This window comes from Streptomyces sp. NPDC057743 (assembly GCF_042798755.1).
Classification (GTDB): Bacteria; Actinomycetota; Actinomycetes; order Streptomycetales; family Streptomycetaceae; genus Streptomyces.
In genome coordinates this window covers 188,844-210,162 of sequence record NZ_JBHVJX010000011.1, presented here as the reverse complement: position 1 = coordinate 210,162, position 21,319 = coordinate 188,844, and the positions used below count along the sequence as shown (strand labels likewise).

General features: G+C 70.3%; 18 protein-coding genes and 2 tRNA genes. 5 read left to right on the top strand and 15 right to left on the bottom strand.

All coding sequences use genetic code 11. From position 1 onward, the window contains the following. Window positions 1-97 precede the first annotated feature (97 nt). On the top strand, window positions 98-2,095 hold the full coding sequence (gene pknB / locus ACFVFQ_RS15365; protein ID WP_383414892.1) for a Stk1 family PASTA domain-containing Ser/Thr kinase: 1,998 nt from the start codon (window positions 98-100) through the stop codon (window positions 2,093-2,095). Window positions 2,096-2,170: 75 nt separating this feature from the next. Here pknB and ACFVFQ_RS15360 read toward each other — a convergent pair whose 3' ends face one another. The 6 genes from ACFVFQ_RS15360 to ACFVFQ_RS15335 all read right to left on the bottom strand — a co-directional run bounded on the left by ACFVFQ_RS15360 (window position 2,171) and on the right by ACFVFQ_RS15335 (window position 6,855). Beyond that, entirely contained in the window at window positions 2,171-2,914 is a 744-nt protein-coding gene (locus ACFVFQ_RS15360) for a class E sortase (RefSeq protein ID WP_383414889.1), read from the bottom strand. A gap of 26 nt (window positions 2,915-2,940) precedes the next feature. Then, the gene (locus ACFVFQ_RS15355) at window positions 2,941-4,455 is read right to left on the bottom strand and encodes a class E sortase (RefSeq protein ID WP_383414886.1); all 1,515 of its coding nucleotides are present in this window, start codon (window positions 4,453-4,455) and stop codon (window positions 2,941-2,943) included. Further along, complete coding sequence (locus ACFVFQ_RS15350) at window positions 4,452-5,108, bottom strand: aminodeoxychorismate/anthranilate synthase component II (RefSeq protein ID WP_383414883.1); 657 nt, start codon at window positions 5,106-5,108, stop codon at window positions 4,452-4,454. The genes ACFVFQ_RS15355 and ACFVFQ_RS15350 overlap by 4 nt, the downstream gene beginning before the upstream one ends. Further along, window positions 5,105-5,281 (bottom strand): hypothetical protein, encoded by a 177-nt coding sequence (locus ACFVFQ_RS15345; protein WP_274914659.1) that lies wholly within the window; start codon window positions 5,279-5,281, stop codon window positions 5,105-5,107. Before ACFVFQ_RS15345 ends, ACFVFQ_RS15350 begins: the two co-directional genes overlap by 4 nt. Before the next feature lie 80 nt (window positions 5,282-5,361). Further along, window positions 5,362-6,048, bottom strand: a complete 687-nt coding sequence (locus ACFVFQ_RS15340; RefSeq protein WP_383414880.1) for a class E sortase — start codon at window positions 6,046-6,048, stop codon at window positions 5,362-5,364. Window positions 6,049-6,084: 36 nt separating this feature from the next. Then, window positions 6,085-6,855, bottom strand: a complete 771-nt coding sequence (locus ACFVFQ_RS15335) for a DUF881 domain-containing protein (RefSeq protein ID WP_383414878.1) — start codon at window positions 6,853-6,855, stop codon at window positions 6,085-6,087. Between the two features lie 174 nt (window positions 6,856-7,029). Here ACFVFQ_RS15335 and crgA point away from each other — a divergent pair, with 174 nt between their 5' ends. After that, the gene (gene crgA, locus ACFVFQ_RS15330) at window positions 7,030-7,284 is read left to right on the top strand and encodes a cell division protein CrgA (RefSeq protein WP_039634763.1); all 255 of its coding nucleotides are present in this window, start codon (window positions 7,030-7,032) and stop codon (window positions 7,282-7,284) included. Window positions 7,285-7,571: 287 nt separating this feature from the next. Here the strand turns inward: crgA and ACFVFQ_RS15325 are convergent, their stop codons facing one another. Next, window positions 7,572-8,489, bottom strand: coding sequence for a rhomboid family intramembrane serine protease (locus ACFVFQ_RS15325; protein ID WP_383414873.1), 918 nt, complete (start codon window positions 8,487-8,489; stop codon window positions 7,572-7,574). A gap of 180 nt (window positions 8,490-8,669) precedes the next feature. Continuing rightward, the gene (locus ACFVFQ_RS15320) at window positions 8,670-9,197 is read right to left on the bottom strand and encodes a peptidylprolyl isomerase (protein ID WP_383414870.1); all 528 of its coding nucleotides are present in this window, start codon (window positions 9,195-9,197) and stop codon (window positions 8,670-8,672) included. A 294-nt stretch (window positions 9,198-9,491) separates the two neighbouring features. Here ACFVFQ_RS15320 and ACFVFQ_RS15315 point away from each other — a divergent pair, with 294 nt between their 5' ends. Beyond that, on the top strand, window positions 9,492-10,175 hold the full coding sequence (locus tag ACFVFQ_RS15315; RefSeq protein WP_383414867.1) for a DUF5324 family protein: 684 nt from the start codon (window positions 9,492-9,494) through the stop codon (window positions 10,173-10,175). 280 nt (window positions 10,176-10,455) lie between these two features. Here the strand turns inward: ACFVFQ_RS15315 and ACFVFQ_RS15310 are convergent. Next, a tRNA-Ala gene (locus ACFVFQ_RS15310) sits at window positions 10,456-10,528 on the bottom strand. Window positions 10,529-10,657: 129 nt separating this feature from the next. Between ACFVFQ_RS15310 and ACFVFQ_RS15305 the strand changes: the two genes are divergently transcribed. Both ACFVFQ_RS15305 and ACFVFQ_RS15300 read left to right on the top strand, forming a co-directional pair. After that, the gene (locus ACFVFQ_RS15305) at window positions 10,658-11,206 is read left to right on the top strand and encodes a helix-turn-helix domain-containing protein (RefSeq protein ID WP_383414864.1); all 549 of its coding nucleotides are present in this window, start codon (window positions 10,658-10,660) and stop codon (window positions 11,204-11,206) included. A gap of 66 nt (window positions 11,207-11,272) precedes the next feature. Then, window positions 11,273-12,679 (top strand): serine/threonine-protein kinase, encoded by a 1,407-nt coding sequence (locus tag ACFVFQ_RS15300; RefSeq protein ID WP_383414861.1) that lies wholly within the window; start codon window positions 11,273-11,275, stop codon window positions 12,677-12,679. Window positions 12,680-12,781: 102 nt separating this feature from the next. Here ACFVFQ_RS15300 and ACFVFQ_RS15295 read toward each other — a convergent pair whose 3' ends face one another. The 6 genes from ACFVFQ_RS15295 to gyrB all read right to left on the bottom strand — a co-directional run bounded on the left by ACFVFQ_RS15295 (window position 12,782) and on the right by gyrB (window position 20,959). Beyond that, on the bottom strand, window positions 12,782-14,737 hold the full coding sequence (locus tag ACFVFQ_RS15295; protein WP_383414859.1) for a hypothetical protein: 1,956 nt from the start codon (window positions 14,735-14,737) through the stop codon (window positions 12,782-12,784). A 189-nt stretch (window positions 14,738-14,926) separates the two neighbouring features. Beyond that, window positions 14,927-15,061, bottom strand: coding sequence for a DLW-39 family protein (locus ACFVFQ_RS15290; RefSeq protein ID WP_016472047.1), 135 nt, complete (start codon window positions 15,059-15,061; stop codon window positions 14,927-14,929). Between the two features lie 238 nt (window positions 15,062-15,299). After that, a tRNA-Ile gene (locus ACFVFQ_RS15285) sits at window positions 15,300-15,373 on the bottom strand. 100 nt (window positions 15,374-15,473) lie between these two features. Then, window positions 15,474-16,214: a DUF3566 domain-containing protein gene (locus ACFVFQ_RS15280; protein ID WP_383414856.1), complete on the bottom strand. Its 741-nt coding sequence runs from the start codon at window positions 16,212-16,214 to the stop codon at window positions 15,474-15,476. A gap of 15 nt (window positions 16,215-16,229) precedes the next feature. Then, on the bottom strand, window positions 16,230-18,854 hold the full coding sequence (gyrA, locus tag ACFVFQ_RS15275; RefSeq protein ID WP_383414853.1) for a DNA gyrase subunit A: 2,625 nt from the start codon (window positions 18,852-18,854) through the stop codon (window positions 16,230-16,232). A gap of 50 nt (window positions 18,855-18,904) precedes the next feature. Further along, entirely contained in the window at window positions 18,905-20,959 is a 2,055-nt protein-coding gene (gene gyrB / locus ACFVFQ_RS15270; RefSeq protein WP_383414849.1) for a DNA topoisomerase (ATP-hydrolyzing) subunit B, read from the bottom strand. Window positions 20,960-21,319 lie beyond the last annotated feature (360 nt).

The window sequence follows — 21,319 nt, the reverse complement described above, 5'->3', positions numbered from 1 at the left end:
GTCCGGTACGGCGTGCCGGGTACGGTATGCCCGGACAGCACACCGCCGGACCACACACGGGTGCGGTCGGGACTGACGGAGAGGGCTGGAGAAGCTTATGGAAGAGCCGCGTCGCCTCGGCGGCCGGTACGAGCTGGGCTCGGTGCTCGGCCGTGGTGGCATGGCGGAGGTCTACCTCGCGCATGACACCCGCCTGGGCCGCACCGTGGCGGTGAAGACGCTGCGGGTGGACCTCGCCCGCGATCCGTCCTTCCAGGCCCGGTTCCGCCGTGAGGCCCAGTCGGCCGCCTCGCTGAACCACCCGTCGATCGTCGCGGTCTACGACACCGGCGAGGACTACGTCGACGGGGTGTCGATCCCGTACATCGTCATGGAGTACGTGGACGGGTCCACGCTGCGTGAGCTGCTGCACTCCGGGCGGAAGCTGCTGCCCGAGCGGTCGTTGGAGATGACCACCGGTGTGCTGCAGGCGCTGGAGTACTCGCACCGCGCCGGGATCGTGCACCGCGACATCAAGCCGGCCAACGTGATGTTGACCCGCACCGGCCAGGTCAAGGTGATGGACTTCGGCATCGCCCGGGCGATGGGCGATGCCGGGATGACCATGACGCAGACCGCGGCGGTGATCGGCACCGCGCAGTACCTGTCGCCGGAGCAGGCCAAGGGCGAGCAGGTCGACGCCCGCTCCGACCTGTACTCGACGGGCTGCCTGCTCTACGAGCTGCTGACGGTGCGGCCGCCGTTCGTCGGGGACTCCCCGGTCGCGGTGGCCTACCAGCACGTGCGGGAGGAGCCGCAGCCGCCGAGCACCTTCGATCCGGAGATCTCCCCGGAGATGGACGCGATCGTGCTGAAGGCGCTGGTCAAGGACCCGGACTACCGCTATCAGTCGGCCGACGAGATGCGGGCCGACATCGAGGCGGCGCTGGACGGGCAGCCCGTCGCGGCGACCACCGCGCTCGGCGCGGTCGGCTACGGCGAGCAGGACCAGCCGACGACGCTGCTGCGGGCGCAGGACCCGGGCGGCCCGAAGACCTCGATGATGCCGCCGATAAACCCGGACGACGGCGGCTACGACGACCGCGGGGACCGGCGGCGCGGCGGCCAGAAGAAGAGCAACGTCTCGACGATCCTGCTGGTACTGGCGGCGGTCCTGGTCCTGGTCGGCGCGATCTTCATCGGCAAGGCGATGTTCGGCGGCGGGAACAAGAACAACAGCATCTCGGTGCCCAACCTTCAGGGCAAGACGCTGGCCGAGGCGAAGTCCTACGGCGAGAACAGCTCCTTCAAGGTCGTCAAGGGCGGCAGCAAGCAGTGCGACAACGCCCAGAAGGGGCAGATCACCGAGCAGGCCCCGGCGGCCGACACCAAGATCAATAAGGGCGACACGGTCACCGTGACCATGTGCTCGGGCGCGGTGAAGGTCGCGGTGCCCGATGTGCGGGGCATGCCCTACGACGAGGCCGTGAAGCAGCTCAATGACAAGGGCTTCAAGAACGTCACCAAGACGGAAGAGGTGTCCGACCGGACGCCGGACGTCGTCACCAAGCAGGACCCCAACGCCCAGTCCCAGTCGACCAAGGACACCCAGATCACGCTGACGGTGGCCAAGGCGGCGCCCAAGGCGACCGTCCCGGACGTCACGGGCCAGGACTACGACGCGGCGAAGAAGCAGCTGGAGGACCTGGGCTTCACGGTCAACCGCACCGACCAGAACGTGAACGACCCCTCGCAGAACAACAAGGTCATCTCGCAGTCCCCGACCGGCAATTCGCAGGCGGAGCAGAAGTCCGCGGTCACGCTGACGGTGGGCAAGGCGGCGCAGGCGCAGATGCCGAGCGTGATGGGTCAGAAGGTGAAGGACGCCAAGAAGGCCCTTCAGGACGCCGGTTACACCAACATCCAGTTCGCCGACGGCAGTTCGCAGGACGACAACGCCGTGGTCATGGCCCAGGACCCGCAGCCGGGGACGCAGGGCGACCCCGCGTCGACCACCGTGAAGCTGACCACCGTGGGCGGCAACAACGGTGACAACGGCAACCAGAACGGCGGCGGCATCTTCGGCGGCCCGTTCGGCTGGGGCAAGAAGCACTAGCCCAGGGCGGCCCCGCACGACGGAGCCCCGGCGGCCCTTGGTGGGCGGCCGGGGCTCCGTCGTGTGCGGGACGCCCTAGCGGAGTTCCTTCGGGGGCGTGCGGTCCGCGTCGACCTTCTGGGTGCGGACCAGTTCGCCCCAGACGACGTAGCGGTACTCCGAGGTGAAGACCGGGGTGCAGGTGGTGAGGGTGAGGTAGCGGCCGGCCTGGTGCTTGCCGGATTCCGCGGGGACCTTGTCGAGGACGTCGACGTTGTACTTCGAGGTCTGCGGCAGCGTCGCGTAGACCTTGTAGACGTACCAGGTGTCCTTGGTCTCGAAGACGATCGGGTCGCCGACCTTGATCTTGTCGATGTTGTGGAACTTCGCGCCGTGGCCGTCGCGGTGCGCGGCGAGCGTGAAGTTGCCCTTCTTGTCCTGCGGCAGCGCGGACTTGACGGGCTTGGTGTAGTAGCCGGCCACCCCTTCGTTGAGGACGTCGGTGTCGGTGCCCTTCTTGACCAGCACCTCACCGTTGTCCATCGCCGGGACGTGCAGGAAGCCGATGCCGTCCTTGGTGTCCAGCTCCCCCGGCCCCTTGGGCCCCGGTTTCGCCGCCCAGTGCTTGCGTACCTGGTCGCCCTGCTTGTGCGACTCGCGGTCGGCCAGGACGTTGGTCCACCACAGTGAGTAGGCGACGAAGAGACCGAGGATCAGCCCGGCCGTGATGAGCAGTTCACCGACGACGCTGACGACGGAGGCGAAGATCCGCCACCCCCGGCGCGGCTCCGGTGACGGCGCGGACCGTTCGGTCTCCTCGTCGATTCCGCTGGCAGTCACCGCGTAGCTCTCCTCCAGTAATCCGCTCAGCCGCCGGCGAGCGCTTCCGGTTTGCCCTTGCTGCGCGGCCGTTCGTCGACCATCTTGCCCCAGACGATCAACCGATAGGTACTGGTGAATTCCGGGGTGCAGGTGGTCAGGGTGAGGTAGCGGCCGGGCTTGGTGAAGCCCGATCCGGGCGGCACCGGACCGATCACGCTGGTGTTGCTCGGAGAGGTCTGTGGGAGGACGCTCTCCATCTCGTACGTGTAGTAGGCGCTCTGCGTCTCCACGACGATCTTGTCGCCCTTGGTGAGGCGGTTGATGTAGCGGAACGGCTCGCCGTGGGTGTTGCGGTGGGCGGCGACGGCGAAGTTGCCGGTGCGGTCCCAGGGCATCGCGGTGTTGATGCCGCTGTCGGCGTCGTAGTGGCCGACCATGCCGTGGTCGAGGACGGAGGTCTTGTCGACGCCCTGGGCGATCGGGGCCTTCACGTCCAGCTTGGGGATGTACATGATTCCGAAGCGCTCGCCGGCCGCGAGGTTCTTCTTCTCGCCACCGCCCCGCTCCCACTGGTGCTGGAGGTTGTTGGCAGCGCCGCCGGCCTCCTCGTCGGCCCGGACGTTCGTCCACCACAGCTGGTAGGTGACGAACAGCAGCATCAGCACGCCGAGGGTGATGAAGACCTCGCCCAGCACCCGGCTGGCGATCAGGCCCGGGCTGTCCTTGGCCGCCCGCTGGGCCCGGCGGGCCTCGACGCGGGTCATCGGCCTCGACGGGTCGGCGGCCGGCGCGGCGGCAGCGGAGGGGGCGCGGCGACGGCCGTGGCGCCCGCCGCGCTTGGCGGCCTCCTGGGCGGCCTTGCGGCGGGCCGCGCGCCCGCCCGTCGCCGGGGCCGCCGTGGTTTCACGTGAAACAGCGGCCTCGCCCTGCCGGCCGGGCTGGCGCAGCGCCATGGTCTCCTCGTCCGACCCCGGCGAGGCGTCGGCCGGTGCGGACCGCGGCGGCCGCGGGGACCGCGAGGGAAGCAGCGGGGGGATGGTGGGGAGGGGCGCCGTGAGGGCCTCCGTGATCCCCGACGGCCCGGGTATCGGCTCGGCGGGCCGGACGTAACTGCCGTGGCCAAGGCCGCCGTTCACCTGGCCGTAGGCGTCGGCCTCGGGGCCGAAGCCGTGCGACGGGCAGGGCGCGGAGGGACTGCTGTCGGGGCCGACGGGTCTGCGGTGCCGGGCCGGCGGACGCGGCTGGGCCGACGCCTCCGGCCGGGCGGCGGGCCCCGACGCGTCCTGGCGGGGCCGGAACCAGGGGGAGCCCTCCGCGGCAGCTCCCCCGTCGGCCCGGGCCGCCCGGCCGCCCTGCGTGTACGGGTCCGGGTGCGGGGCCTCGGGCCGGCCCGGGAGGGGGTCGTTCAGCGGGTCGCTGAGCCGTCCCACTGCCGCCTCGAACGCATCGTCCGGCCCGTAGGAGTCGCCGTCCGCTGCGTACGGTTCGTGCGGCGTGCGCGGCTGCTCCCCGTACGGCTGGTAGGGCCGCCCTTCACGCTCGGGGCGCAGCGCGGTCACGCCCCGGCCTTGCCGACCACCGGGGCAAGTCCCGCCGAACGCTCCACCGCCCCCTTGTCGCCGCACTCCACCAGCCAGTTGGCGAGCATCTGGTGGCCCCACTCCGTCAGCACCGACTCGGGGTGGAACTGCACGCCCTCCACGGGGAGTTCGCGGTGCCGCAGCCCCATGATGATCCGGCCGCCGGGGGCGTCGTCGGCCTCCGTCCAGGCGGTGACGGCCAGTTCGTCGGGAAGGGTGTCCGGCTCGACGGCCAGCGAGTGGTAACGGGTGGCGGTGAACGGCGAGGGCAGTCCGGCGAAGACGCCGACGCCCTCGTGGAGGACGGGCGAGGTCTTGCCGTGCAGCAGCTCGGGGGCCCGGTCCACCACCCCGCCGTAGGCGACCGCCATCGACTGCAGGCCCAGGCACACGCCGAAGACCGGGACACCGGTGTCCGCGCAGTGCCGGACCATCTCGACGCAGATGCCGGCCTGTTCGGGCGTACCGGGGCCCGGGGAGAGCAGCACGCCGTCGAAGCCGTCCTGGGCATGGCGCGGTGCGACCTCGTCGTTGCGCAGCACCTCGCACTCGGCGCCGAGTTGGTAGAGGTACTGGACGAGGTTGAAGACGAAGCTGTCGTAGTTGTCGACGACGAGAATCCGTGCGGTCATCGGGTGGCTGCCATCCCTTGGTCGACAGTGACGTCATTGAAGGGGAGCAGCGGCTCCGCCCACGGAAAGACCCACTGGAAGAGCACGAAGACCACCGCCAGGACGAGCACCGCGGAGATCAGCGCCTTCACCCACGTGGTGCCCGGCAGATGCCGCCAGATCCAGCCGTACATGCTGTCGCTGTCCCCTTGCCGATGCCGTTGACGATGTCGATTGCGACACCAGAGTACGGGGAGAGGCTGTGGGCGGGGGCTCAGCCGGTCAAAGCCGACGGCCTTCCCTGGGCGACGGGTTGGGTGGAGTCGAGGTGGGCCCAGGCGATCAGGCGGTGGCTGTGGCCCCACTCCGGTTCGCAGGTGGTCAGGGTGAGATAGCGACCGGGTCCGGTGAAGCCGGACTCCCGCGGCACCGGGTCGATCACGCCGATGTCGGTGGGCAGGGTCGTGTAGGGGTGGTTGTCGACGCGGTAGGTGAACCAGGTGGTGCCGTCGGTGAGGATCACGGCGTCCCCGGGGCGGAGTTGGGGGAAGTCCTTGAAGGGGTCGCCGTAGGTGCGCCGGTGACCGGCCACCGCGAAGTTGCCGGTCGCGCCGAGGCGGGCGGTGCCGTCGTAGTGGCCCAGGCCGCGTTGGAGGACGTCGGTGCCGGTGCCCTCCAGGACGGGCTTGGCCCAATCCCGGCCGAAGCGGGGGATGTACATCACGGCGAAGGACCGGCCGGGCTCGTAGCGGCGGGGCGGGGCGGTGGCCGTGGGGGCCGGATGGGCGGCGGCGACCGGGCCGGTGGACCACTGGTCCTGGAGCCTGCCGATCTCGCCGTCCATCGCGCTGTCGGCCCGGACGCCGGTCCAGTAGAGGAGGTAGACGACGAAGAGGACGATCAACGTCCCGGTGGTGAGGCAGATTTCGCTGATCGTGCGGACGATCCACCGCGCCGTCATCCGGCCGCCCCTCCCCGCCGACCCGCGGGACGCGGGCTACGGCTTCACAGGCTGTGCGTAGTGGAGGTCCACTGTGCCGGAGTAGCCGGGCAGAGTCACCGCCTCGTGCTGGTCGACTTTCCAGCCGAGGCCGTAGGCGTTGACGTACTGGAGGTAGTTCTGGAGGGCGGGGGACGCGGTGAGCGCGCGGGTGAGCGCGTCCCGGTCGCCGACCGCGGTGATCTTGTAGGGCGGTGAGTAGACCTGCCCCTGGAGGATCAGGGTGTTGCCAACGCAGCGGACCGCGCTGGTGGAGATCAGCCGCTGGTCCATGACCTTGATGCCCTTGGCGCCGCCGTGCCAGAGGGCGTTGACGACGGCCTGGAGGTCCTGCTGATGGATGACCAGGTCGTTGGGCTGCGGCTCGGGGATGCCGGGGATCTTGGCGGTGGCGTTCGGCGGGGCGTCGGTGAGCGTGACGGTCAGGCCCGGGCCGGACACCTCTTTGGTGCCGGCGTTCTTCGCCAGCCCCTGGAGCTTGCTCTCGTCCCCGGCGGAGGGGCTGTTGTCGCGGTGGGCGAGGGCGTCGACCTCCGCGCGCAGACCGGCGTTGCTCTCGTCCTGGGCGCCGTTCTTGTGGCTGCGTTCCTGGATGAGGTCGGAGAGCCGGAGCATCGAGTCGTCGGAGCGGAGGTTGGTGCCGCGGGCGGTGTCGAAGCTCAGCCAGAACAGCAGACCGGCGAGGGCGAAGACGAGGAGGGTGAGGAGCCGGACGGGCCGCAACCGGGGCCGCGGCGGGCGCCCGGAGGAGCCGGCGGATGTGCTCAACGTACCCTTACTCCTTACGACGCCGCGGAAGCACTACGCTAACGGACGCCGGGAAGGAAATCCGTTCCCCTGTGTCCGTACCCTGGCTCCCGACCCGCGCCACCTCCGTGCGGAGGGGGACCGCCCGCTCATCGTGGAGAGCGGGGGAGCAGCACATCGACAGGAGAGTTCCTCGTGCCGAAGTCACGGATCCGCAAGAAGGACGACTTCACGCCGCCGCCGGCGAAGACCACCAGCTTGAAGATGAACTCCGGCCGCGGCTGGGTCGCACCACTGATGCTGGCGATGTTCGTGATCGGACTGGCGTGGATCGTGCTGTTCTACGTGTCCGAGGGCGATCTGCCGATCAAGGCGATGGGCAACTGGAACATCGTCTGTGGCTTCGGCTTCATCGCGGTGGGGTTCGGCGTCTCCACGCAGTGGAAGTAGCGGCGGCGGACGTGGGCGCGCCCGCCTCTCCGGCAAAGTGAGCGCAAGCCCTACCCAAGGCCATCCACACAGTTATCCACAGCCGGGGAAAACTTCAGAAGATCTGTGGATAACCCTCGGCAGGTTGACGCCGGTGTGACCGGTGGTGATCTACGCCACCGGCCTCCGCCCCCGCCCCTTCCTGCGGAAACGTCGGTTGAGGGGGTGCGGGGGCCGGTTTCTGCACAGCATGCACAAGATCCTTCACGGACTGTGGACAACGTGCTGCGCGGAGCGTCGCCGGGCCGTCAGCCCAGCAGTTGGACGGTCCGTACCCACACCACCGCGACGATCGCGAGCAGCGTCACCGCGCATGTCCCGATGTGCACCAGCGTCCGGTGCTGCCGCGGTGCGTGCACCATCCCGAACGCCACCGCGGCGCCCACGACCAGCCCGCCGACGTGTGCCTGCCAGGCGATGTTCGGCCACAGGAACGTGAAGGCCAGGTTGATGCCGAGCAGGATCAGTACCGGCTTCATGTCGTACTGGAGCCGGCGCATCAGCACGGCCGTGGCGCCCAACAGCCCGAAGATCGCGCCGGACGCCCCGAGCGAGGGCTGGTTCTGCGCGGTGACGAGGTAGGACAGGGCGCTGCCGCCCAGGCCGGCGAGCAGGTAGAGCGCGGTGTAGCGGAGCCTGCCGAGCGCCGCCTCCAGCGGCGGGCCCAGCCACCACAGCGAGAGCATGTTGAAGCCGATGTGCGCGAACTGCTGGTGCAGGAAGACCGCGGTCAGCAGGCGGTACCACTCGCCGTGCGCGACGCCGACCAGTTGGTAGCGGCTGGGGTCGACGGCGAGGCCGAGCATGTCGAGCCGTTCGACCAACCAACCGCCGGAGAACTGCTCGTTGAGCAGCACCGCGACGAAGACGGCGACATTGAGGCCCAGCAGGATCTTGGTGACCAGCCGGGGATCGGCGGTCACGGTGCCGCCGGCTATCGTGCGCGGCGCGCTGGCCCCCGGCGCCGGGCCGCTGCCGCCGCCGGTGCGCACGCAGTCCGGGCACTGGAAGCCGACCGAGGCGCTGATCATGCACTCCGGGCAGATCGGCCGGTCGCAGCGGGTGCAGCGGATGCCGGTCGAGCGGTCCGGGTGGCGGTGGCAACGGGGCAGGCCGTCGTGGCCATGTGCCTGCTGCGGCTCCTGCGGGCTGCCTGGCTGGTCCATCGGTCCCCTCGTCCTCGTCTCACCGGGGCGCCGCTGCGAACGGACCGCCCCTCGGCGCCCGGCGCCTCGACCGGCCGCGCGCCCTCCAGCCCGCCTCAAACGAGCCTCGCGCCCCGTCTCAATCTACGACCGGACGGGGCGCGATGGTTCCCCGGATCGGGCCGGGGCACGAGATCCGGGTCAGCGGGTCTCGATGACCACCGACTCGATGACGACGTCCTGGAGCGGACGGTCGGTGCGCGGGTTGGTCTGCGTCTTGGCGATCGCGTCCACGACCTTCTTGCTGGCCTCGTTGGTGACCTCACCGAAGATGGTGTGCTTGCCGGTCAGCCAGGCCGTCGGGGAGACGGTGATGAAGAACTGCGAACCGTTGGTGCCCGGGCCGGCGTTGGCCATGGCCAGCAGGTACGGCTTGTTGAACGCCAGGTCGGGGTGGAACTCGTCGGCGAACTGGTAGCCGGGGCCACCGGTGCCGTTGCCCAGCGGGTCGCCGCCCTGGAGCATGAAGCCGCTGATCACGCGGTGGAAGACCGTGCCGTCGTAGAGCGGGGCCTGGGTCGGCTGGCCGGTCTTCGGGTCGGTCCACTCCCGCTCGCCCTTGGCGAGCTCGACGAAGTTCTTCACCGTCTTCGGAGCGTGGTTCGGCAGAAGCCGAAGTTCGATGTCGCCCTGGTTCGTCTTCAGGGTGGCGTAGAGCTGCTCAGCCACGATCTACCTTCCATAAGTCTTCACTGACGGTCCCCGATCCTCGCACGAAGCGTCGGCCGGGCGCCGGGCCGCCACCTCATGACGGGACTTCGTACTGATTTCCCGCGCGGGCGGCGCTCCCGCATGGCATCGTCGCCAGAAAGGGCCCCGGAAAATCCCGGATGACCCGGATGCCCGCGCACACATGCCGTGCGTCCGGCAAGCGGGCATGCTCGTCAATCGGGTGGACAGGCGACACAACAGAGGTGGGGGAGCAGCCCCCAGACCCGGACCCCACCGAGGAGGAGGATCCCCGTGACCCGCAAGGACAGCGTGCGCGCCGCGACCCATTCGGCCAAGGACGGCGTGCGGCACGCAGCGGAGGTGGTGGCTCCTTACGCCGGTACGGCCAAGGACACCGCTGTCCACTACACCCAGGAGGCGCGCGCCCGGCTCGCTCCCAGGGTCGCAGGGGCGGCCCAGCAGGCCAGGGCCCAGTACGACACCCATCTTCAGCCGCGGATCGAGCACGCCCGCGGGTCGCTGCCGCCCAAGGTGGACGCGGCCGCGACCCGGGCCGCCGTCCGCACCCGCCAGGCCGCCCGGCAGGCCGCCGACTACACCAGCCCGCGGCTGGAGAACGCCGTGGTCAACGCCCGTGCGGCGGCCGAGCCGGTGCGCGAGGAGGCGCTCGCCCGGGGCGCCGCGGCGCTGGCCGCGCTGCGCGGGCAGGTGACGGCCGCGGAGATCGAGAAGCTGCAGCGGAAGCAGTGCCGCCGGGCCGCCTGCGGCAAGGCCGCCAAGCGGCTGGCGCTGCTGGGCATCGTGGTCGCCGGCGCGGTCGCCGCCTGGAAGTGGTGGGACAAGCAGGCCAACCCGGACTGGCTGGTCGAGCCGCCGGCACCCACCGAGGTCGGCCAGGACGCCCCGCTCGACCCCGAGGTCCAGGCCAAGCAGGCCGAGACCGACCCCGACAAACGGCGCGGCGGCAACGCCTGATCCCCTTCCGCCCCGCCCCCGGGCCGCGCCCCTCCACCAGGGCGCGGCCCGGCCGCGTGTCGGGGAAGGGTGGCGTCCTGCGTCCAATGCGTGGGCGGGGAAGGGGAGTTCGGTGGGCGGGGCGCCGGGATCACCTCGGCAGCCCGCTTTCAGAAGGGGCGCCCCAGCCCGCCGGACCGCCGCCGTCGCCACCGACCGCGAGCCCGTCCCACCGCGGTACGGAAGCGGGCACAAAAAATCCCCTCCGACCACGTTTTCGCAGGTCGGAGGGGGATTGAAGTGGAGCCTAGGGGAGTCGAACCCCTGACATCTGCCATGCAAAGACAGCGCTCTACCAACTGAGCTAAGGCCCCTTCGCCGAACAGGGTACCCGGTGTCGGGGCCCTTTCCCGACCGGGTATCGCCGCACACCGTCGCTCTCCGTAGGATGCTTCGCGAGATTCGCGGCAGCGAAGCGCGATCGGGGAGACAGGGGAGACGGCATGGATGCAGCACAGCAGGAAGCCACCGCACGGGCCCGGGAGCTCCAGCGCAGTTGGTACGGGGAACCCCTGGGCGCGCTGTTTCGCCGTCTCATCGACGACCTCGGGCTGAACCAGGCCCGGCTGGCCGCGGTGCTCGGCCTGTCCGCGCCGATGCTGTCGCAGCTGATGAGCGGGCAGCGCGCGAAGATAGGCAACCCCGCCGTGGTCCAGCGGGTGCAGGCGCTCCAGGAGTTGGCCGGTCAGGTGGCGGACGGCAGCGTCAGCGCCGCCGAGGCCACCGACCGGATGGAGGAGATCAAGAAGACGGCGGGCGGCTCGGTGCTGAACAACACCGCGCAGACCACGTCGTCGACGGGGGCCACCACCGTGCGCCGGGTGGTGCGGGAGATCCAGTCGCTGCTGCGGTCGGTCTCCGACGCCGGCGAGATCATCGACGCGGCGAACAGCCTCACCGCCACCCACCCCGAACTCGCGGAGTTCCTGCGGGTCTACGGTGCCGGTCGCACCTCCGACGCGGTCGCCCACTACGAGTCGCACCAGAGCTAGCCAAGCGCGGGCGGCCACCGGGGAGTTGGCCTGAAGGAGTCGTGATCCAGCAGCGGACGGGGCGCAATGGGTGAGATCTTCGCCGGCCGGTACGAGCTCGTGGACCCGATCGGCCGGGGCGGCGTGGGCGCGGTCTGGCGGGCCTGGGACCACCGGCGCCGCCGCTACGTGGCGGCCAAGGTGCTGCAACAGAGCGACGCACACACGCTGTTGAGGTTCGTCCGCGAGCAGGCGCTGCGGATCGACCATCCGCATGTGCTGGCCCCGGCGAGCTGGGCCGCCGACGACGACCAGGTGCTGTTCACCATGGACCTGGTGCACGGCGGCTCGCTGGCCCATCTGACCGGGGACTACGGCCCGTTGCCGGCGCGGATGGTGTGCACGCTGATGGACCAGTTGCTGGCCGGGCTGACCGCCGTGCACGCCGAGGGCGTGGTGCACCGGGACATCAAACCGGCGAACATCCTGCTGGAGGCCACCGGCACCGGCCGCCCGCACCTGCGGCTGTCCGACTTCGGCATCGCGATGCGCAAGGGCGAGCCGCGGCTGACCGAGGCCAACTACGTGGTGGGAACGCCGGGTTACTTCGCACCGGAGCAGATGCTGGGCGCCGAGCCGGACTTCCCCGCGGACCTGTTCGCCGCCGGGCTGGTCGCGCTGAGCCTGATCACCGGGGCCAAGCCGGACGCCGAGGCGCTGATCCGGCGGTTCGCGGAGCAGGGCATACCGCCGGCTCCGGAGGACGTTCCGGAGCCCCTGTGGCAGGTGCTGGCGTCGCTGCTGCACCCGGATCCGGAGGCCCGCTTCAAGACCGCGACGGGGGCGCGGAAGGCGCTGCTGGCGGCCGCCGAGCTGCTGCCGGAGGCGACGCTTGAGGACGAGGTCATCGAGGTCTTCGACCACATCGGCCCGCTGCCGTCCGGGTTCGGACCGGACGGGCCGCTGCACTCGTCGAAGGGCCGGCACGGCGCCGCACGGCCCGCCGGCGGCTCCCCCGGGACACCGGCGGCCGGGGGCGGCGGTGCGCCGTTGGGCCCCTCGTCCATGTCGGACACCGGCAGCTTCCACCTCGCGCCGCCGGCCCCGGCGACGCCGCCCGTTCCGCCGCCGCCGAGCACCCCGCCGCCGATCCCGCCGGCCGGCGCACCGCCGTTGGGCACCCCGCCGCGCGGCACCGTCCCGGCCCCGCCGACCACCCCGCCCCGTACGCCTCCCCCGGAGCCCATCGAGCCGACGGACATCGTGCCCACCTCCTCGGTGCGCCCGCAGGCAGCCGCGACCCGCCCGTACACCACCGGTCAGCCGCCGCTGCCGGCGCAGCCCCCGACCGGCGACGGCCCCGGAGCGCCGGCGGTGGCTCCCTCGGCCGCCCCGGTACGTCCACCGGGACCGCCCCCGAAGGTCGCGGTCCCGGTCCTGGTCGTGGCGCTGCTGTGCATCGCCGTCGGGGTGTGGGCGCTGCTCGCCGGCTGAACCGGGCACCGCGGCCCGGCGCACCGCTTCGCACGCGAGCGCCGGCACCTCAACTCCCCCGCCGCGGGCGGCACTACCGCCGGCGGTCCGCGCCGGCCTCGTTCACCGCGCGCCTCCCCCGGTGTCCGCGCCCCGCGACCACGGCCTCCGGCCGGCCCGTGCGTACGCCGTCCCCAGCCCGGCCAGCAGCAGGAGGCCCAGCACGCCGACGGAGACCCCGGCGATCCGGAGCGCGGGCCAGTGGCCGCCCCCGGACCCAGTGGCTCCGGAGCCCGAACCGCCCCCGGACGCCTCGTCCTTGACGGACATCGCATCGGCCTCCGGTCCGGCCTTCGCCCGGCCCAGGACGGCGACCCGCAGCACCACGCCGATCCGCGGGTTCTGGGTGATCTGCGCGGCCCGGGCCCCGAGGGTGACCGCGATGTAGAAGGTGCCGTTGGCGTGGACGGGGACGACGTTGGGGTGGGTCTCGTAGCGGTTGGTCCAGGAGACCGGGACCGTCCCCATGCTCAGCGAGGCCGCCCGCCCCGTGTACGGCACCTGCGGGGTGAACTCACCGGTCCCGCTGCCGACCGGGGCGCGGAACGGCGTATAGACCTGGGTGCTGCCGAACGAGACGTGGGAGGCGGCCCCGGAGCGCGGTGCGGTGCCGAACTGGACGTCGTAGCGGAGCTGTTGGCCCCAACTGACCGGCACCTTGTACCAACGGGTCTGCGCGGGAAGGATCGTGTCCTGCCAGACGCCGGTACCCAGCTCGTGGGCGTCGTTGAAGCCGGTGCCGCCGGAGACGTCCTTGGGCGCGGTGGTGGGCAGCGTGGCGTCCTTGCCGCCGGTGCCGTACTGCGGCGTCGCCTGCGCGGGGGTGACGCCCTTCTTCAGCGGATGTTCCACGTGAAACACCAGCTCGATCGGCCAGCGCGCGGCGTCCGAGCCGGTGGCGGCGCGGCGTTCGACGGCCAGCCAGTACCGGCCCGCCTTGTCGCAGCGGGCGCTGCCGCCGCGCGACGGGATGCGGCTGACGCTGGCGGTCAGTGGTGTGGCCCCCTCCCGCTGACCGAAGCGCGCGGTGGAGGACTGGCAACTGCCGTCCGTGCCCTGGACGATGCGGGCGCTGACGGTGTCGAGGAGGTCCACCGAGGCGCCGGAGGGCGGCACCGCGGTGGCCGAGAAATCGGCGGTCGAGGCCGCGTCCAGATCGGTGGCGTAGTAGCGCACCTCGTTGGGGCCGATGCTGTCCAGATACTGGCCGGGGGCGAGGGTGGGCGCGCCCTTCTGGTCATCAGTGCCGTGGACCTGGGTGCCCCGGAACCGGTAGCTGTCCGCGGCGAGTTGACCGGCGCGCTGCACCTGGCGGGCGAGCGACGCGGCGTCAGGAGCGTCGTAGTACTGGCCGTTGCCGGACTTGGCGATGCACTGGAGCTGGGGGCGGTCCTTGGCGGCCGGGTGGAATCCGACGACGTCGATGTGCAGATCGGCGCCGGAGGAGGCGAGTTGGGCGGCTACCTGGCAGGGCGGCGGGGACGGGCAGCCGCTCTGGCCGTTGGAGATCAGCAGGATGGTGCGCTTGCCGGAGGCACCGGTCGCGGCCTTGGGGAGGTCCTGGGCGGCCCTGGTCAGCGAGAGCCCAATGGGGGCGTCGCCCTTGGGCGTTAGGCCCGCCACGGCCCGTGTGAGGCCGCCGCGGTCCAACGGGCCGACGGGCTGCGCGAGACGGGTGTCGTCGCACCCCTTGGGCTTGTCCGCGCCGTAGACCCGCAGACCGGTGGGGTAGCCCTCGGGCAGGGCGTCCGCGACGCCACCGACTGCCTTGCGGGCGGCGGCGATGAGGGTGCCGCCGGCGCCGTCGCTCCCGGCCATCGAGCGCGAGGAGTCCAGGACCGTCACCAGTCCGCTGCCGTCGGCCGCCGGCGCCGCCCGCGGGGCCGCCGAGGCCGGCAGCACCGCCGCGGTCAGCGCCAGTACCACCGCCCCCCAAGTCCCCCGGGTTCTCCACCTCGTTCGCGCCGTGGAGGCCCCCGCCTCCGGCGCCGCCGCCCGCCTGCGTGGTGGTCGTGCCATCTCTCGTCCCCCTCGTGTCCCGCCGGTCACCACCCGGACTTCGGCCTCACGACCAGCGACTTTGCCACTGCAATCCATAGGTGTGCGATAGCAAAATCAGGAGCCCCTCTGCCCACCCCCGACACGTACGAAACCCCGGCCGCCCTTGGGGCAACCGGGGTCCATACGAACTGTGCTGTGCGTGTGGTCTCACACACCGGAACCTGCGGGCACGGAGTCGGTCGCCTCCGTCCACAGATCCTGCTCGGCGCGATCCGCCTGGATCTGGCGGTACACGAGGAGCCCGCCGATGGCGGCCAGTGCGACCAGGATCAGCTTCTTCACCGCGCGACCTCGTCTTTCGTTGACGTAGGGGACCTCTATGTCGGCCGATGATACACACCGGCCGATATCGATCGGTTATCTAGCCCGCACTCGGCAACACCCCGTCCGGAGGCGCCGAGGGAGCCCAACTCCCGCTTCTTCAGAACGAATCGCGCCCGGCTTCGGTTCCCGGAACCGGGAAGTGCCGACAAAGGCATCGGCCCGGTCGGAGAAACCTCCGACCGGGCCGATTCTGCGGTGCGGCTACCAGGACTTGAACCTGGGGCCTCTTCCTTATCAGGGAAGCGCTCTAACCGTCTGAGCTATAGCCGCTCGCTCGCTGCACCAGAAGATTAGCGCACTTCAGAGGCGTTCCCAAAATCGGTTCCGCAGGCCCTCGGAACGCCCGGCGCAGACGGCCCGCCAGAGGCCCTCACTCGTCCTCCGCGAGCGTCAGCTCCACGCCACCGACGAAGCCCGCCGACAGGTTGTAGATGAAGGACCCGAGGGTGGCCAGCGCGGTCGCCAGCACCACGTCGATCACCGCGATGACGGAGGTGAACAGCAGCACCCGCGGCAGCGAGAGGAACGACTGGAGGTCGAAGCCACCGCCCTCGGCGGAGCCGGTCGCCTCGCTGATCGTCTTGCCGACGGTGGAGAAGACGCCCATCGCGTCCATCACCATCCACAGCACCGCCACCGCCACCACGGTGCAGATGCCGAGCGCGACGGAGAGCAGGAAGCTGACCTTCATCACCGACCAGGGGTCGGTGCGCGCCACCCGGAGGCGGGCCTTGCGGGTCCGCGGCGCCGTGCTGGCGCCCGTACGCGGCTTGCGCACGGCCTGTTCGGCACCGGGGCCCCCGGCGCCCGTGTGGTACGCCTGCGGCGGCTGGTAGGGCTGCTGGGCGCCGCCCTGCGGCTGCCCCTGGCCGGTGGTCTTCGTCTGCGGCCGGGACTGGGGTTGTGGCTGGGACTGGGGTTGTGGCTGGGGCTGCGGCTGGGGCTGCGGCTGACGGGTGTTGCTCACGGTTCCCCCCTCGTGGGCGCCCTTCTCCCGGGCGCCGTCGGACGCGACGGAGCCACGGGCGCTGCGTTCCTTGGGGGCGGGCTCCGCCGCGGAGTCCGAGGTGACTCCCGCCTTGCCCGTCGCAGCGCCCGTGGCTCCACTCACGACCTACTCCTCGTGTTACTCCGCCGCGGGCTGCTCGCCCTCGACTGCGGTGGACCCGGACTCCTCGGCCGCGCCGGTCTCCTCGACCCCGTCGGGCCCGTCGACCTCCTCGGCCTCCCGGCCGGCCTCGGCGTTGCGCGCGATGCCGACGACGGCATCTCGCTTGCCCAGGTTGATCAGTTGGACGCCCATGGTGTCACGGCCGGTCTCCCGGACCTCGCTGACCCGCGTGCGGATCACGCCACCGCTGAGCGTGATCGCGAGGATCTCGTCGGCCTCCTCGACGATCAACGCGCCGACCAGCGAACCGCGGTCCTCGACGATCTTCGCGGCCTTGATGCCGAGGCCACCGCGACCCTGGACGCGGTACTCGTCGACCGCGGTGCGCTTGGCGTAGCCGCCGTCGGTCGCGGTGAAGACGAAGGTGTCCGCGCGGACCACGTTCAGCGAGAGCAGCTCGTCACCCTCGCGGAAACTCATGCCCTTCACACCGGAGGTGGCCCGGCCCATCGGGCGCAGCGCCTCGTCGGTCGCGGTGAAGCGGATCGACTGGGCCTTCTTGCTGATCAGCAGCAGGTCGTCGCTCTCCGAGACCAACTCGGCGCCGATCAGCTCGTCGTCGCTGCCGTCCGCCTGCTCGCGCAGGTTGATCGCGATCACGCCGCCGGAGCGGGGCGAGTCGTAGTCCTTGAGCGGGGTCTTCTTCACCAGGCCGGCCTTGGTGGCGAGGACCAGGTAGGGCGCCGCCTCGTAGTCGCGGATCGCCAGGATCTGCGCGATCTGCTCGTCCGGCTGGAAGGCCAGGAGGTTGGCGACGTGCTGACCGCGCGCATCCCGTCCCGCGTCCGGGAGTTCGTACGCCTTGGCGCGGTAGACCCGGCCCTTGTTGGTGAAGAACAGCAGCCAGTGGTGGGTGGTGGAGACGAAGAAGTGGTCGACGATGTCGTCTTCCTTGAGCTTGGTGCCCCGTACGCCCTTGCCGCCGCGCTTCTGCGAGCGGTAGTCGTCGGTCTTCGTCCGCTTCACGTAGCCACCACGGCTGATGGTGACGACGATGTCCTCTTCGGCGATCAGGTCCTCGATGGACATGTCGCCCTCGAACGGCACCAGCTTGCTGCGCCGGTCGTCGCCGAACTTCTCGACGATCGCGGCCAGTTCGTCGCTGATGATCTGGCGCTGCCGCTCCGGGGAGGCCAGGATCGCGTTGTACTCGTTGATCTTCCGCTGGAGCTCGTCGTGCTCGGCGGTGATCTTCTGACGCTCCAGGGCGGCCAGCCGGCGGAGCTGCATCTCCAGGATCGCGTTGGCCTGGATCTCGTCGATCTGCAGCAGGCCCATCAGGCCCTCGCGGGCCACCTCGACCGTATCGCTGCGCCGGATCAGCGCGATGACCTCGTCGATCGCGTCCAGCGCCTTGAGCAGACCGCGCAGGATGTGGGCCCGCTCCTCGGCCTTGCGCAGCCGGAACTTCGTCCGGCGGACGATGACCTCGATCTGGTGCGTGACCCAGCTCCGGATGAAGGCGTCCAGGGAGAGGGTGCGCGGCACGCCGTCGACCAGCGCGAGCATGTTCGCGCCGAAGTTGGTCTGCAGATCGGTGTGCTTGTAGAGGTTGTTGAGGACGACCTTGGCGACCGCGTCCCGCTTGAGGACGATGACCAGCCGCTGGCCGGTGCGCGAGGAGGTCTCGTCGCGGACGTCCGCGATGCCGCCGATCTTGCCGTCCTTGACCAGGTCGGCGATCTTCTGCGCGAGGTTGTCCGGGTTGACCTGGTAGGGGAGTTCGGTGACCACCAGGCACTGGCGGTTCTGGATCTCCTCGACCTCGACGACCGCGCGCATCGTGATGGAGCCGCGGCCGGTGCGGTACGCCTCCTCGATGCCCTTGCGACCCACCACCAGCGCGCCGGTGGGGAAGTCGGGGCCCTTGATCCGCTCGATCAGCGCGTCCAGCAGCTCCTCGCTGGACGCCTCCGGGTGCGCCAGCGCCCACTGCGCGCCCTCGGCGACCTCGCGGAGGTTGTGCGGCGGGATGTTGGTCGCCATGCCGACCGCGATGCCGGCCGAGCCGTTGATCAACAGGTTGGGGAAACGGGCCGGCAGGACCGTCGGCTCCTGGTTCCGGCCGTCGTAGTTGTCCTGGAAGTCGACGGTCTCCTCGTCGATGTCCCGGAGCATCTCCATCGACAGCGGCGCCATCTTGCACTCGGTGTACCGCATGGCGGCGGCCGGGTCGTTGCCCGGAGAGCCGAAGTTGCCGTTGGAGTCGACCAGCGGCATCCGCATCGACCACGGCTGCGCGAGGCGGACCAGCGCGTCGTAGATGGAGGTGTCACCGTGCGGGTGGTACGTACCCATGACGTCGCCGACGACGCGGGCGCACTTGTAGAAGCCCTTCTCGGGGCGGTAGCCGCCGTCGTACATCGCGTACAACACGCGGCGGTGCACCGGCTTGAGGCCGTCGCGGATGTCGGGCAGCGCACGCGAGACGATGACGGACATCGCGTAGTCGAGGTAGGAGCGCTGCATCTCCGTTTCGAGCCCGACGGGCTCGACGCGCATCCCGACGCCTTCGATGGCGGCGGGCGCGCCCTCGGCGGTCACGCCGTCCGGGGTCACAGGGGGGTTCTCGTCGGCCATGGTGGTTCAAAGTCCTTTCGAGCTGCGGCTGTTGTGCGGGCCGACAGGGCTCAGATGTCGAGGAAGCGGACGTCCTTGGCGTTGCGCTGGATGAACGAGCGGCGCGCCTCGACGTCCTCGCCCATGAGGACGGAGAACAGGTCGTCCGCGCGGGCCGCGTCGTCCAACGAGACCTGGCCGAGCACCCGGTGGTCGGCGTCCATGGTCGTCACGCGCAGCTCCTCGGCGTTCATCTCGCCGAGACCCTTGAACCGCTGGACCGAGTCGTCCTTGATCCGCTTGCCGTTGCGCTTGCCGAGCTCGATCAGCTGGTCCCGCTCCGGGTCGGAGTAGGCGTACTCGAAGTCGTCCCGGCCCCACTTGATCTTGTACAGCGGCGGGCGGGAGAGGTAGACGTGGCCGGCCTCGACGAGCGGGCGCATGAAGCGGAACAGGAAGGTCAGCAGCAGGGTGTTGATGTGCTGACCGTCGACGTCGGCGTCCGCCATCAAGATGATCTTGTGGTACCGGAGCTTCTCGATGTCGAAGTCCTCGTGCACGCCGGTGCCGAAGGCCGAGATCAGCGCCTGGACCTCGTTGTTCTGCAGGATCTTGTCGACCCGGGCCTTCTCGACGTTGAGGATCTTGCCGCGGATCGGGAGGATCGCCTGGTACTCCGGGTTACGACCGGACTTGGCCGAGCCACCGGCGGAGTCACCCTCGACGATGAAGATCTCGCACTTGGTGGGGTCGTTGGACTGGCAGTCGCTGAGCTTGCCGGGCAGCGACGCGGTCTCCAACAGGCCCTTGCGGCGCGTCAGATCGCGCGCCTTGCGGGCCGCGACCCGGGCGGTGGCCGCCTGGATGCCCTTGCGGACGATGTCCGCGGCCTCGTTGGGATTGCGGTCCAGCCAGTCGTTGAGGTGCTCGTGGACGACCTTCTGGACGAAGGTCTTCACCTCGGTGTTGCCCAGCTTGGTCTTGGTCTGGCCCTCGAACTGCGGCTCGGAGAGCTTCACCGAGATGATCGCGGTCAGACCCTCGCGGATGTCCTCGCCCGTGAGGTTGTCGTCCTTCTCGCGCAGCAGCTTCTTGTCGCGCGCGTAGCGGTTGACGAGACCGGTCAACGCGGCGCGGAAGCCCTCCTCGTGGGTGCCGCCCTCATGGGTGTGGATGATGTTCGCGAAGCTGTAGACACCCTCGCTGTACTGGGTGTTCCACTGCATCGCGAGGTCGACGGAGAGGTTCCGCTCCTTGTCCTCGGCCTCGACCGAGACGACCGTCGGGTGAACCAGCTCCCCCTTGCGGGAGTTGAGGTACTTCACGAAGTCGACGATGCCGCCCTCGTAGTGGTACCGCACCGAGAGCGGCTTGCCCTCCTCGTCCACATGGTCCGGGCGCTCGTCCGTGAGCGAGATGGTCAGCCCCTTGTTGAGGAACGCCATCTCCTGGAAGCGCCGCGACAGCGTCTCGAAGCTGTAGGTGGTGGTCTCGAAGATCTCGGGGTCGGCCCAGAAGGTCACCGAGGTGCCGGACTCGTCGGTGGCCTCGTGCTTGGCCAGCGGGGCGGTCGGCACGCCCTGCTTGTACTCCTGCGTCCAGCGGTAGCCGTCCGTGCGGATCTCGACCGCGACCCGGGTCGACAGGGCGTTCACGACGGAGACACCCACACCGTGCAGACCACCGGAGACCGCGTACCCGCCGCCGCCGAACTTGCCGCCGGCGTGCAGAACGGTCAGCACGACCTCGACGGCCGGCTTGTTCTCGGACGGCACGATGCCGACGGGGATACCGCGACCGTTGTCGACGACCTGCACACCGCCGTCGGCGAGGATCGTCACCTCGATGGTGTCGGCGTGACCGGCCAGCGCCTCGTCGACGGAGTTGTCGACGACCTCCTGCACGAGGTGGTGCAGACCGCGCTCGCCCGTGGAGCCGATGTACATGCCGGGGCGCTTACGAACCGCGTCCAGGCCCTCAAGGACGGTGATCGCGCTGGCGTCATACGACTTCTCCACCGAGGAGTCGCCCACGGCGCCGGCCGAACCCCCCTCTTCGGTAGAAGCCATGTTGTTCTCGTTGAGGTCGCCGGAGTCGGCCACGAAGCGCCCTTTCTGGCACAGCACGAGCCCTTCCACACCTGTTGCGATCTCCCCGCGAAGAACAGATGGGAGCGGCTCGTCGTTCGACTTGTTCCGCGAGTGGGCGGGATTGCCACCAGTCTACCGGTAGCGCCGACACTCATGGGGGTTTGCAGGCGCCTGAGTCGTCATGTGCCGCCCTGAACCAGCATCCGCCGACTCCCCATATGCGAGACGGGGCCTCAGGACGCTCACACGGGCACTCAGCGCTTCGAGATGTCAACCGGTGGCGACCGCCTGTGAAGTCTCATGCGTCACACGTGTTTACACGGCTCGTACGGACGTGCGCCGTTTCACGTGAAACGGTCCGTGACCGGCCACGGACGTGCGATGGGGGCGGTGTTT